The organism is Galbibacter kalidii, from assembly GCF_026241135.1.
Classification (GTDB): Bacteria; Bacteroidota; Bacteroidia; order Flavobacteriales; family Flavobacteriaceae; genus Galbibacter.
On record NZ_JAPFGA010000002.1, the window covers coordinates 332,091 to 345,700 of the forward strand.

13 protein-coding genes are annotated in these 13,610 nt (G+C 38.4%); 10 read left to right on the forward strand and 3 right to left on the reverse strand.

What is annotated here, in order from left to right; translation table 11 throughout:
- The first annotated feature begins 75 nt into the window (after positions 1–75).
- The gene (locus tag OOZ15_RS03700; RefSeq protein ID WP_265954411.1) at positions 76–1,860 is read left to right on the forward strand and encodes a cation:proton antiporter; all 1,785 of its coding nucleotides are present in this window, start codon (positions 76–78) and stop codon (positions 1,858–1,860) included.
- Between the two features lie 41 nt (positions 1,861–1,901).
- On the opposite strand, the gene OOZ15_RS03705 is transcribed toward OOZ15_RS03700, so the two are convergent.
- Positions 1,902–2,237 carry a DUF202 domain-containing protein gene (locus OOZ15_RS03705; RefSeq protein ID WP_265954412.1) on the reverse strand — a complete coding sequence of 112 codons (336 nt, stop codon included), beginning with the start codon at positions 2,235–2,237 and terminating at the stop codon, positions 1,902–1,904.
- A 159-nt stretch (positions 2,238–2,396) separates the two neighbouring features.
- Between OOZ15_RS03705 and OOZ15_RS03710 the strand changes: the two genes are divergently transcribed.
- The 5 genes from OOZ15_RS03710 (at position 2,397) to OOZ15_RS03730 (ending at position 9,177) form a co-directional block, all read left to right on the forward strand.
- Positions 2,397–3,257, forward strand: a complete 861-nt coding sequence (locus OOZ15_RS03710; protein ID WP_265954413.1) for an MBL fold metallo-hydrolase — start codon at positions 2,397–2,399, stop codon at positions 3,255–3,257.
- 10 nt (positions 3,258–3,267) lie between these two features.
- Positions 3,268–4,899 (forward strand): S8 family peptidase, encoded by a 1,632-nt coding sequence (locus tag OOZ15_RS03715; protein WP_265954414.1) that lies wholly within the window; start codon positions 3,268–3,270, stop codon positions 4,897–4,899.
- 14 nt (positions 4,900–4,913) lie between these two features.
- Positions 4,914–6,773, forward strand: coding sequence for a M1 family metallopeptidase (locus OOZ15_RS03720; RefSeq protein WP_265954415.1), 1,860 nt, complete (start codon positions 4,914–4,916; stop codon positions 6,771–6,773).
- 161 nt (positions 6,774–6,934) lie between these two features.
- Positions 6,935–7,312 (forward strand): ribonuclease P protein component, encoded by a 378-nt coding sequence (rnpA, locus tag OOZ15_RS03725; protein ID WP_265954416.1) that lies wholly within the window; start codon positions 6,935–6,937, stop codon positions 7,310–7,312.
- A gap of 248 nt (positions 7,313–7,560) precedes the next feature.
- Positions 7,561–9,177 carry a S41 family peptidase gene (locus OOZ15_RS03730; protein ID WP_265954417.1) on the forward strand — a complete coding sequence of 539 codons (1,617 nt, stop codon included), beginning with the start codon at positions 7,561–7,563 and terminating at the stop codon, positions 9,175–9,177.
- A 131-nt stretch (positions 9,178–9,308) separates the two neighbouring features.
- Here the strand turns inward: OOZ15_RS03730 and OOZ15_RS03735 are convergent, their stop codons facing one another.
- Entirely contained in the window at positions 9,309–10,049 is a 741-nt protein-coding gene (locus OOZ15_RS03735) for a hypothetical protein (RefSeq protein WP_265954419.1), read from the reverse strand.
- Between the two features lie 172 nt (positions 10,050–10,221).
- Here OOZ15_RS03735 and OOZ15_RS03740 point away from each other — a divergent pair, with 172 nt between their 5' ends.
- The 4 genes from OOZ15_RS03740 (at position 10,222) to OOZ15_RS03755 (ending at position 13,145) form a co-directional block, all read left to right on the forward strand.
- Complete coding sequence (locus OOZ15_RS03740; protein WP_265954421.1) at positions 10,222–11,949, forward strand: patatin-like phospholipase family protein; 1,728 nt, start codon at positions 10,222–10,224, stop codon at positions 11,947–11,949.
- Between the two features lie 74 nt (positions 11,950–12,023).
- Positions 12,024–12,398, forward strand: a complete 375-nt coding sequence (locus tag OOZ15_RS03745) for a hypothetical protein (RefSeq protein WP_265954422.1) — start codon at positions 12,024–12,026, stop codon at positions 12,396–12,398.
- A gap of 226 nt (positions 12,399–12,624) precedes the next feature.
- Positions 12,625–12,837 (forward strand): hypothetical protein, encoded by a 213-nt coding sequence (locus OOZ15_RS03750; RefSeq protein ID WP_265954424.1) that lies wholly within the window; start codon positions 12,625–12,627, stop codon positions 12,835–12,837.
- Positions 12,822–13,145 (forward strand): type II toxin-antitoxin system RelE/ParE family toxin, encoded by a 324-nt coding sequence (locus OOZ15_RS03755; protein ID WP_265954425.1) that lies wholly within the window; start codon positions 12,822–12,824, stop codon positions 13,143–13,145. The genes OOZ15_RS03750 and OOZ15_RS03755 overlap by 16 nt, the downstream gene beginning before the upstream one ends.
- 11 nt (positions 13,146–13,156) lie before the next feature.
- Here OOZ15_RS03755 and OOZ15_RS03760 read toward each other — a convergent pair whose 3' ends face one another.
- Positions 13,157–13,603 (reverse strand): GNAT family N-acetyltransferase, encoded by a 447-nt coding sequence (locus OOZ15_RS03760; protein WP_265954427.1) that lies wholly within the window; start codon positions 13,601–13,603, stop codon positions 13,157–13,159.
- Between the last annotated feature and the right edge of the window lie 7 nt (positions 13,604–13,610).

Consider the following 13,610-nt stretch of genomic DNA (forward strand, 5'->3'; position numbering starts at 1 on the left):
GCAAAGAATCCTCAGAATTTCTCTCTTTAAAAATTTTTCCTCATCTTAGAGGAACTTATTGTTTGTCAGAAGGATATGGAAGGTTTCGATATTTTAAGTTTACTGATTATTTTGGTAGCGGCTTGGGCGGGCGGAGCCTTATTCAAACGTATTGGCTACCCTGCTATTATGGGTGAACTTTTGGTAGGTATCCTGATTGGGCCTGCACTTTTAGGTTTGTTAGAATCTTCTGAAACGATTAATATTTTATCTGAAACCGGAATTATCATGCTTATGGCTTATATAGGCATGGAAATCCATTTCAAGGATTTAGGGAAAGCTTCATGGGCCGGACTCTTGGCTGCTGTTGGAGGATTTGTAGTTCCTTTTGCTCTGGGATATTATGTCATCTCCGCTACTGGTGGCACTCCGTTGGCCGGGTTTTTTGTAGGTATTGCTGTGGGAGTTACTTCCTTGGCAACCAAAAGCAGGATTCTGGTCGACCTGAACTTGCTGGATACCCGTATTGCCTATGTGCTGATGGCCGGAGCCTTAATTTCTGACTCTTTTGCCTTGATTATTTTTGCCGGAATCTCCAGTTTTATTGACGCAGGATCTGTCAATACTTCAGAAATTGCCATTGTTGCAGGAAAAGTCCTGCTCTTTTTTGCAGTCACCTCAGCTTTAGGGCTTTTTGTATTGCCAAAACTTGGAAAGCTACTTACCAATAATAAAATAAAGAATAGGACCTTTCATTTCACTCTATTGCTTATTATCGTTTTCGGGTTTGCTGAATTAGCTGAAATGGCAGGACTTCATAGCATTCTTGGGGCTTTTATGGCAGGTTTGTTCGTGAAAGATAATGTGTTTGACAGACAAGTTACCAAAGACATTACAGGAATTTTTCACGATGTATCCATTGGGTTTATGGCACCTATCTTTTTTGTATCAGCAGGCTTTCATGTAACCCTGGATGTATTTCAAACCGACCTCAACCTTATGCTTTTAATCCTTGGTGTCGCCTTTGCCGGAAAAATTTTGGGTACTGTATTGTTTTATCTCCCAAGTGGAAATGGTTGGCGGGAAGGGCTTGCTGTAGGAACCGGAATGAATGGACGTGGTGCTGTTGAGATCATTATTGCAGGAATCGGACTTCAATACGGGATTATTTCACAGGAATTATTTTCCATTTTGGTGTTTATGGCTATTTTAACAACGCTTTCAGTACCGTTGCTGCTTACATGGACCACCAATTGGCTTAAAAAACGGGGCGAATTGGTAAAACAATATTCCAAAGAAGGATACCTCATCTTGGGGGCTAACCCCTTGGCCTTGTTTATTGCTAAACACCTCGGCGAAAAAAATAAAGTAAGACTTATCGATACCAATAAAGTGGCAGTAATCCAAGCTAGGAAATTGGGGTTTGAATGTATTCACGGTAATGCCCTTGACGAAAGCATACAGGGTGAAGCTGAAGCAGGCAATTTTAAGGCTTTTATTGCTCTAACGGGAAACAGTGAAATCAACTTGCTGGCATCCAGAATTGCTAACGATGTTTTTTATGTCCCTGAAAAATATGTGGTGATTGCTGCAAACCAAGATGGTGTCGGTGTCAATCTTTTACACTCTATTTCTGCATCAACCTTATTTGCAGGTACTGCTAATATAGAACCATGGATCAGAAAAATCCAAAACGATGAATATGATCAGAAAACAGAAATCGTTAACAATAAAATTTCAACCAGAAACTGGCTTAAGGAAAAAAAGAAAAATGGAAATCCTGTTTTACCCCTTATAATTATGGATGGTGAAAACAACAAACGTCCCTTTCACTATGACGATGTCATCGACTCTCTGGAAAAGGTGATTTACATCGAATAAATCAACTGCCTGGAGGAATTTAATAAAAAATCAACAATCTGTTACTTTTCCTTTTCAGAATCGTAAAACACTTTTTTCAGGCTCTTTTTTAAAAGCATGAAACGGTAAATTCCTATAACCAAAAAAATGACACTTAAAGCAATGGAAAGATAGCCAAGGTATTTAATGCTTTCAAAATCCTTCAGTTGAAGAAAAGCGATGCCTCCCAGAACCAAATAAATAGACGATCTGATATACGACAAAAGTGTACGTTCGTTAGCGAGCCGTGTTCTTTCAATGGCAAGAAAATCCCTTAAAATCACTTTTTCATCAGGTTTGAAGTCACGTCCAAACCTTAAAAGTTTTATTTTGGTAGCTTTCTTTGGGTAAATTTTCATCTGCTTGTTATATGTCATAAAAATACCCCAAACTTTATACAACTGCAAAACAGAATGAAGTCTTGTTTAATTTTGTATAATGTTAATGATTGCTAAATTAGAAGATACAATAATTGTTAATTCAGTGATTTTTATAACTTGCATAACCTTTTATAACCTATGGAAATATATCCGATAGAGACCGGGAATTTCAAATTAGACGGCGGCGCCATGTTTGGCGTTGTGCCAAAATCTATTTGGAACAGAACCAATCCCGCCGATAAAAATAATATGATCGATATCGCTGCCCGATCGCTTTTGATAGAAGACGGCGACCGGCTCATCCTTATCGATACAGGTCTGGGAAACAAACAATCTGATAAATTCTTTGGCTATTATTACCTCTGGGGAGACGACAACATAGACGATTCCCTTAAAAAACACGGCTTTCACCGTGACGATATCACCGATGTGTTTATGACGCACCTTCATTTTGATCATTGTGGTGGAAGTGTGCAGTGGAACAAAGACCGGACCGGCTATGAACCAGCCTTCAAAAATGCCCGTTTTTGGACCAACAAGGATCATTGGGAATGGGCAACAAAACCCAATGCAAGGGAAAAAGCTTCATTTTTAAAAGAAAACATCCTTCCGCTTGAGGAAAGCGGACAGTTGGAATTTCTACCTGTCCCGGACAGTGGTTTTTTAAAAGATTCTGAATTGGGTTTTGATATTCTATACGTAAACGGTCACACCGACAAACAAATGATTCCCCATATAAAATACAAAGGAAAAACCTTGGTTTTTATGGCAGACCTATTGCCTACTGTTGGTCATATTCCGTTGCCTTTCGTAATGGGATACGACACCCGGCCTTTGCTTACTTTGGAAGAGAAAAAACTATTTTTAAACACCGCCGTAAACAACGATTATTATTTGTTGTTCGAACACGATGCACATAACGAAATATGTACGCTTCAATCAACAGAAAAAGGTCCCAGACTGAACCAAACTTTTACCTTTAATGAATTATTTAATTAAAATTTAAACGATGAATATTAAAAAATCTGTTGCCTCCTGTGCGATTGCAACAATCCTTTTGACTGGATGTGGGTCTTCTGCAATTCTTATGACCCCTGTTGAAAATATTGATAAAACCCCGCTGAAGGTAGCTACGCTATCAGACGCTCAGTTAAAAGACTGGAGCCACAGTGACCTTATCGCAGATACCATTCCGGGAATGAGTGTAGATAAAGCATATGCCGATATTTTCAATAAACTGAGTGGATTAAACCCGACGACAGTGATTGTAGGCGTGTTGGATTCCGGAGTTGATATCAATCACGAAGATCTAAGAAATGTGATCTGGACCAATCCGGATGAAGTTGCTGGCAATGGAATCGACGATGATAAAAATGGTTTTGTTGATGATATCCACGGATGGAATTTCCTGGGTGAAGCTAATAACGAACAGCTTGAAATGGCCCGTATCATCAATAAAGGGGACGACGGTTCTGAAACTTATCAAAAAGCCAAGGCTGAACATGAAAAAAAATATCAAGAAGCCCTGCAAAACAAAGCTCAATACGAACAAATTTTACAAGCTGTAACTCAAGCTGATGCGGTCCTGCAGGAAGAACTTGGAAAAGAAACCTATACTTCGGAAGAGGTAGCAGCTATACAATCTACAGATCCAAAAGTACTGCAAGCTGTTGCAATTATGAATCAAATGTTTGCTATTGAAAACGATGCTGCCGAAATCAAAAAACAGCTCAAAGAAGGTATTGAGTATCATACAGATCAGCTCAATTACAATCTTAATTTAGATTTCGACGGCAGAACTATTGTTGGTGATGATCCCAATGATATTACCGATACCGATTATGGAAATAACGATGTGATCGGTGATAAAAAACACGCCAAACACGGAACCCACGTTTCGGGAATCATAGCTGCACAACGCAATAATGGTATTGGAATAGATGGAGTTGCCAATCACGTTAAGATCATGCCGGTTCGAACAGTGCCCAATGGTGACGAATATGACAAAGATGTCGCTTTGGCCATCCGCTATGCGGTAGATAATGGTGCCAAAGTAATCAACGGAAGCTTCGGGAAATATTATTCTCCGCACAAAGAATGGGTTTGGGATGCCATAAAATATGCCGCTTCCAAAGATGTGTTGATCATCAAAGCAGCCGGAAACGAATCCTACAACTTGGATGAAACCAATGTATATCCGAACGACAACGAAAATAACAATCCGGAAATCGCCGATAACTTTTTGACTGTAGGAGCCTTGAATTATAAATACGGACCTGAAATGGTCGCTGTTTTCTCTAACTACGGAAAAAACAACGTCGATGTTTTTGCTCCCGGAACCAAAATTTGGTCCACTACGCCCGATAACGGCTATGAATTCTTGCAAGGAACCTCAATGGCTGCCCCGGCAGTAGCTGGTGTCGCTGCTTTGATCAGGGCTTATTATCCCGATCTAAAGGCAAATGAAGTTAAGCAGATCATCATGCAATCCGGACTTACTTCTACAGCTAATGTTATTCTGGGAGGTGATCCTTCCAACAAAAAACCATTCGGGCAAATCTCAAAATCAGGAAAAATGGTCAATTTGTTCAATGCTATTCTCCTGGCCGATAAAGTTTCTAAAAAACAAGTGAAATTATAAATGAATTAAATATTATGAACCGATTTTTTATCACAGCACTTGGTCTAAGCATTTTCTTCTTTACAAATGCCTATGCAACCAAGGTTGAAACACAACCCAATTCAACTTCCTATTGGCAACAACATGTCGATTATAAAATGGAGGTTGAAATGAACGTTAAAACATTTCAATATAAAGGAACTCAAAAATTAAAATACACCAATAATTCTCCCGACACCTTAAAAACTATTTTTTATCATTTGTTTTTTAACGCTTTTCAACCCGGAAGTGAAATGGACGTTCGCAGTAGAACCATCCAAGATCCGGATCGAAGGGTGAGAGACAGGATTAGTAAATTATCGTCTTCGGAAATAGGTTACCTAAGGGTTGATGAACTTAAACAAAACGGAAAAGCTATCACATTCAATGAAGACGGAACCGTTTTGGAAGTGGAGTTAGAAAAACCCATCCTCCCCGGGGAAACCGTAACTTTTGATATGGCTTTTAATGGGCAGGTTCCACAGCAAATCAGAAGAAGTGGGCGAAACAATGCCGAAGGTGTTGCTTTATCCATGACACAATGGTATCCTAAAATGGCGGAATACGACTTTGAAGGCTGGCATGCCGATCCGTACATAGGACGTGAATTTCACGGGGTTTGGGGTGATTTTGACGTGAAAATTACCATAGACAAAGATTATGTTATTGGTGGGACAGGCTATTTGCAGAATCCCGAAGAAATCGGACACGGATACCTTCCGGAAGGAGAAAAGCCAAAAAAAGCAAAAGGGAAGACCCTGACCTGGCATTTTGTAGCACCTAATGTTCATGATTTTGCCTGGGGAGCCGATCCAGATTTTATTCACGATACTTTGGAAACCCCAAGTGGGACCACACTACATTTCTTTTATAAAGACAAGGAATCGATTAAAGAAAACTGGAAAAAACTTCAACCCAAAACAGCAGAAATACTAGCTTTCTTCAACAAATACGTCGGTAAATATCCATATAAACAGTACTCCATAATCCAAGGGGGAGATGGCGGTATGGAATATGCCATGTGTACTTTGATTACCGGAGAGCGTAAATTTGGCAGCCTTGTAGGTGTAACAGCACACGAATTTGCACATTCGTGGTTTCAGCACGTTTTGGCAACCAACGAATCCAAGCATGAGTGGATGGACGAAGGTTTTACTTCTTTTATTTCAGACCTCGCCATGAATGAAGTTATGGGACAAAACAACCCGAATCCGTTTAAAGGGGCGTATAAGGGCTATATTTCTTTGGCCACTTCAGGTATGGAACAACCCATGACAACCCATGCCGACAGGTATGTGTTCAACCGTGCTTACGGCATCTCAGCATACAGCAAAGGGGAAGTCTTTTTGGCACAGTTGGGCTATGTTATCGGACAAGGGAATTTGTTGAAAACCCTTCAAAAGTATTATAGTGATTTCAAATTTAAACACCCTACGCCCAACGATATCAAAAGAACTGCCGAGAAGGTATCGGGGATGCAACTGGGCTGGTATTTGACTGATTGGACACAAACCACCAATACTATCGACTACGGAATTACATCGGTTAGTGAAGAAAATGGGAAAACCAAGGTGGAAATGGAACGTATCGGATTGATGCCAATGCCTATAGATGTGATGGTATTCTACAACGACGGAAGCATGGAATATTTTTATGCGCCTTTACGTATGATGCACGGTGAAAAAATGAATCCGTTTGAAGTGGAGAGAACCGTTTTGCCTGACTGGCCATGGGCATTCCCAACATACGATTTTACTATCGACGCGCCTAAAAGTAATATCAAAGCTATTGTTATCGATCCATCAGAGTTAATGGCCGATATTGACAGGAGCAACAATACCTATCAAGCGGAATAAAAGAGACTGGCTAAAAGATCATTTTCTGTCAGTTCGAGCGCAGTCGAGAACTAAATAACCTTTGAAAAATCAATAGGTTTCGACTGCGCTCGAACTGACAAAGTACCATTTTTATTACTTTTTAAACAGTTTTGTTATTTTTACGCCCAATTGTCAAACCAATGGACCAATCCTTTCCCAAAAAAGAAAAACTCAAAAGTGTAAAACGCATCGAGCAGTTGTTTACAGAAGGAAGTGTTGTGTCTAAATATCCGCTGCGATTAGTCTATCTAAAAACGGAAGACGAGGAGGTAAAAATAAAAGCCGGTGTTTCCGTTTCAAAACGAAATTTTAAAAAAGCTGTGGACAGAAACCGTATCAAACGTCTTATGCGGGAAGCTTATCGGCTCAATAAACATTTATTTTTTACTGCTGCCGGAAGCTCTTCCTACGCAATGATGTTCCTTTACACAGGAAAGGAAATGCCCGCTTTTGAAAAACTGATGCGGCAGATACAAAAACTGCATCAAAAATTTGAAGAGGCTGTTAAAATGGAATAAACCACCATGGACTTGAAGTCTGTTTGCCACGAATTCACAAATGTATTTTTCCTCCCCCCAACCCCTCCAAAGGAGGGGAGTGAAATATATCCGTGAATCTGTGGCTAAAATTTATAGGAACTAAAAAGTAGCTGTAATACCTCGAAGGTTCGGGAGCAAGGTTTTAAACCAATAAATAATCCCTTTCCGACAATAATCCTTATTTTTACTGAAAACGGACAGAATATTATTAAAAAAATTGAATACAGATGAAAAAGCGTGTTATAATTCCGGTAGTAGCGGTGGTTTTATTGTTAATAGGATCCGGGTTTAAAAATGACTTTTTTGAAATCGCTAAACAGATAGAGATTTTCACGACCATGTTCAAGGAGCTCAACATGAATTATGTCGATGAAACCAATCCGGCAGAACTTATGGACACAGCCATAAAAAACATGTTGGAGGATTTAGACCCTTACACCCGTTTTATGAACGAACAGGACGTAGAAGGCTTTAAAATAAACAATGCCGGAGAATATTCGGGTATTGGAGCAGTGGTTCGTAGTTATGACAATAAACTTTTGATCGTAGAACCCTACAAAAATTATCCTGCCGATAAAGCCGGTTTGAAAGCCGGGGACGAGATCATCAAGATCGGTGATATCGATGTATCCGATTTTAAAGATGATGCTTCTGAACTGCTGAAAGGATCTTCAAACAGCGATGTTGATATCACCTATCTGCGTCAGGGGAAAACCATGACCACCGTAATTTCAAGAGAAGAAATAGAAGTTGATGCCGTTCCGTATTTCAAAAAAGTTGATGATGAAACCGGCTATATCGTCCTTTCTAAATTCAACAGTAAGGCTTCCAAACAAACTGAAGAAGCCTTGGAATCCCTAAAAGATCAGGGAGCTAAAAAGATTATCCTCGACCTTAGGGGCAATCCCGGCGGACTGCTTACCGAAGCTATCAATGTTTGTAATTTGTTTGTTCCCAAAAAGGAATTGATCGTAAGTACAAAATCCAACGTCAAAAAATTCAACAAGGAATATTACACCCGAAAAAATCCGGTGGATACCGAAATCCCCTTGATTGTTTTGATCAACGGTCGAAGTGCTTCTGCCAGTGAAATTGTAAGTGGTGCGCTTCAAGATTTGGACAGGGCTGTTGTAGTAGGGGCGAGAAGCTTTGGAAAAGGCTTGGTGCAGCGCCCTATCAAACTTACTTACGGAACGCAATTGAAAGTGACTATTTCCCGATATTACACTCCAAGCGGACGTTGTATTCAATCTTTGGACTACTGGAATCGGGATGAAAATGGAAATGCCGTTACAAAAAAGCAATTTAACGAATTTAAAACCCGAAACGGAAGAAAAGTGTACGACGGTGGTGGTGTGATGCCCGATATTGAGGTGAGCCGTCTCAAAGACAATATCCTTACTAAAGCCTTATTACAAAACAATGTTGTTTTTGATTATGCTACGGAATACTACTACAAAAATCCGACAAACAATATGGCTGATTTTAATTTTACGGAAGCCGATTACCAAAATTTCAAGGATTATGTGGCCCAAAGCGGATTTGATTATGAAACGGAAACGGAAAAAACGCTGAAAGAAGTGATGAGTGATAACGAATTTGAGCTGTTTGGTGAATCTGTTAAAAACGATTATCAGCAATTATTGGATGATATCAATAAAAGTAAACTGGCTTCCTTGGATAGTTTCCAGCAGAGCATTACCAAAAATATAGAAGACGATCTTATCGTTCGTTATTTTTATCGCGACGGACTTTATGACTATTACTTAAAGAATGATGAAGCCATTCAAACCTCGGCTCAAATATTGAAGGATGAAAGTAAGTATAGCAGTATTTTGAGGTGATGTTTGTTCGATTTAGTTAAAGACATTCTCACCTCGAGCGCAGTCGAGAGGTTTTGGGACTTTGATGCTTTTGAATTAGGTCTCGACTGCGCTCGACCTGACGCAAAATATCATGTGCTTTTTTAGTCAATTTAATCTTCCCGTTCTCCCTCTTCAGCAGATTCGATAAACTCCATATAACTTCTTTTCAAGAGGAAGTGGATTCGGCGTTTGTTTGTAATCTTATGTATTGCTTTGTTTTTATTCGCCACAAAATACAGAAACATCCCAAAATATTTCCTAGGTAGTTTAAGGTCGTTCAAAATATGATCTTTATAGTTTTCTTCCAGAAAATCAACTGCTGTTTGTTCGGTTTCAGCCTTGAGGCGTTTCTTGAGTTTTTTGGTTCTTCCGCTAATGGCATTGATAAGCGGGTCTAATGACATTGACATCCCACTTCCCTTGTAATATGATTTATTGGCGGCTTTTAACCTGCGTTCTGCAGGCGTGTATTGAATAGGTTCATAATCCGTAAATGTTCCGTAGGAAAGTTGATGTTCTGTTACCACCACTTCATCCAGTTGAATCACTCCGTCTTTCATGTACACCTCTATTTTTCCCAAAGCCACATCCGTTTCAGTAACTGATTTATAAAAATTCTCAAACGCTTTGGAAGCAATAAACAGTTGATCGCCAAGTTTGGCTTTAATAACATGAAAACCATCGGTATAGACCCCTTCAGTCTTTGTGGTTAAATTGGCTATTCCAAATTGAGTGACTGCCTTGTTATCTATATAAACAAAAACTTTTAATTCTTTTTCACTTTGGGAAAAAGCAATACAGGCGCTCAAAAAGAAAAGCGGGTAAAGTGTTGCATTGGGTAGTTTTTTCACATTCAATAAGTATTAGCCGGATCAAGGTATTTCTTTTCTTTATTGATTTCTGCTGTTTAACATTAGTTTCACGCTGTTTTATGATGGATTTTAGGGTTTTCATTGACGTTTAAGATTTTTTTAATAATTCCTTTTTAACTTTATGGCATCAACCGTAAAAACATTAGCTGTCATGCCCAAATCATTCAAACTCTGTTTAACCATGGCCGGAGCTGTTTCAGCCGGTTCCTATACAGCTGGGGTTATTGACTACCTGATGGAAACCCTGAGCTTATGGCAGGAAAAAAAGGAGGAAAATAAAAAATTAGGTATAGACCATCCTGATTACGATCACAGTATCCCCATGCACGATGTGGAAATTGATGTTTTAAGTGGTGCTTCTGCAGGGGGAATTACGGGAACGCTCACGCTTTTAAGTTTGCTGAACAAAAAACACAAAGCGACAAACCGCCAAAATCCTGAAGGGGAAGACAATCTCTTTTATAAGTGTTGGGTGAAAATGGCTGATGATCAGCAAAGCAAAACCCTTGAAAAATTGTTGAATACTGATGATCTCGATAAAAAAAAGTTACCGGAATCACTTTTGAACAGCATTGCCATAGAAAAGATAGCTGATGAGGCACTAAGGGTCAATAAAGATGTTCAATATCCCGATTTTATCTCAAAAGATCTGGATTTGATCCTGACCACCACCAATCTACGCGGATTGAATTTCAAAGTCGATTTCAGTGGTAGTCACAGTAACAATTCGGCCAATATCATTACCAATCACGGTGGATTTTTCAGATATAAAGTAAAAAATGACAAGCACCTCCGCGGTGTTCCCAACGATGAGGATTCGCTTTATTATGTGCTTGATCTCAATGAAAACCAAGATATCCATTATTTAAGGGATGCTACCCTGAGTACTGCTGCTTTTCCCATCGGTTTAAAATCGCGGGAAATTGAAATTTCCAAAAAATATATTGAGCGCTTTCCAAATTATCTCTTTGGAAGGAAAAAGGGGATTGAACCCCTTATTCTGGATAATGAGGAGAGTTATAAATTCAATTCCATTGACGGTGGTTTAATCAACAATGAGCCCTACGGAATTGGTATTAAAGTCTTGAACGAAAAGAATGAAAACCTCCAAAAGAATGACAATTATGCCGTTGTAATGGTTGATCCTTTCCCAAATCAAGACAACGATTTGTCACTGTTCAATCCGCAACGCGATATTTTGAGTGTCGCAAAAAGCATGTTCAGAGCCTTGCGGAATCAAGTGATGTTTAATCAGGATGGTATTTTAGAAGCATTATCCCTTAGTGATCGTACCAAATTTTTGGTCGCTCCCAGTAGAAAAAGCAAGATAAACGGCATGAATATGATTGAAGAAAATCATTTAGCATCATCACCTATGAGCGGTTTTGCCGGATTTATGAATAAAAACCTAAGAGAGCACGATTTTGCACTCGGCAGAAAGAACTGTCAGGATTTTTTGCGCTATCATTTTTCCGTCAAAGAGAAAAATGTGGAAAAGCGTCTTGATATCAAAATTACCAAAGAAGCCATGGATCGTTTTTCCTATTTCGTGCCACCAGGGAATATATCGGGCGAACGTTTTTTCCCTATCATTCCCGATATGAAAGTAAAGTCTGCTTATGATAATCAAGTCTATTCAGACCTTTATGGGGAGGATGCTGCCTTAGGTTATCCCGAATATCCGAAAATGGATATATCAGATTTTGAAAAGAAATATAAACGTATCCTAAAAAAACGAATTCGCTCTTTGGTGCGCAGCATTTTAGGAAGCTGGATATTGACTTTTGGTTTTCGTTTCTTCTATCAGAAAAAGACTTATAATTCGGTCATGGAAATCATAAAAAGCAGTTTGGAGGAAGCCAATTTATTAAAAAAGTAAGCTTATGCCATACTTAACAACATTTAACTCATTGATTATTGGTTAATTACGATTTTTTTTCGTATTATAGATGTATGATAAGCATAGATAAGGTAAATTACCAAGATTTTTTAAGCAGATCCGTTCACTATTTGGAAAATAGGGGCTTTAAAAATATAAGAGCCGACCTGAAGGGATATGATACACCAAAATCTTTTATCAAAAAAGGAAGTGATGTTACCATTACCCCGGATATTGTGGCCGATAAAAAGGGAATCAAACATTTCTTTGAGATCAGTGTGAAGTCTGAAAAGCCTCATTTATTAAAATCCAAATGGATGTTTTTGGATGTTTTGAGTAAAATGAAATCCTATCGATTTAAAATTATAACTACCAAAGGCCATTATAAATTCACCAATACCATGCTCGATGATCTGAATCTCGACAAGAAGATGATCAAGTTGAATTGAGTCCTTGATTAGGAATTATCTTTCCATAAATATAATATACTTTTCTAATAACAAACCGGTTAAACCCATGCGGTGGGATTACTATTCTAAAACAGAAATTGTATCTTTGGTATAAATCAACTACATTGGGATAAGCCTATGAGGTATTAAAAAGAACACATCCTAACTCATTTCAATGTAGAGTATCGGGAAATAAAACCCACTAAGTGGGGTTAATACAGAAAATATGGGTGCTATAGAATTAAGAGAAGAACTGCATAAGTATGTAGAAATAGGCGATAAAAAATTTTTAGATGCTTTATATAAAACTGCTATATCATATATTGAACAAAAACAATTAGATAGAATGATTGCTGAAGGCGAAGAAGATATTAAAGCTGGTCGCATACACAGTCAGGATGAAGTTCAAAAAATGATTGAAGATTGGACAAAAGCATAAAACCTGTAGTATGGTCATCGAGAGCCACTAAAGATTTGAAAAAAATCACTGAATTTTATAGTAAAATTCACGGTCTCTCTAAAGCAAGACAAATAGTAACAGAACTTCGTCAAGCTACAGAAATACTCAAACATAAGAATGTGGATACATCCAAAATTGGTGAAACGGATAATCCCTTCTTACATTTAAAACGCAAATATCGAAAACTTATAAAACATCATTGTAAAATAACGTATCGGGAAGGAAGAACAAAAATTTATGTGGTTAGGGTTTTCGACACACGACAACATCCAAACAAAAATAAATGATATAATCACATTTAGTGGAATTTAATCATTTTAATATGCGGAATCCCATCTTCCAGATAGCCTTCACCTTGTTGGGTAAATCCGTGAGTCTCATAAAACTTTTTTAAATAGGTTTGCGCGGAAATTTCTATAGGAAAAGAAGCGTATTGTTTATGAATCACTTCCACAGAGACTTTTATAATATCGTGTCCGTAACCGTACTTTCTGTAGTTCATCTTAACCAATACACGCCCAATACTCGGGTTTTTAAAATAATCACCGGGTTTGAAAATACGGGTATAGGCAACAATTTCCCCTGTAACTTTACCTATAATATGCAGCGCCTTTTGGTCTTTGTAATCAATATCCTGGTAGACACAATCCTGTTCCACCACAAAAATTTCACTTCTTAGATGTAGTAGTTCGTAGAGTTCTTCCTTGGTGAGTTCTGAATATGATTTTGCGTCTACTTTTAACATAGGTTTT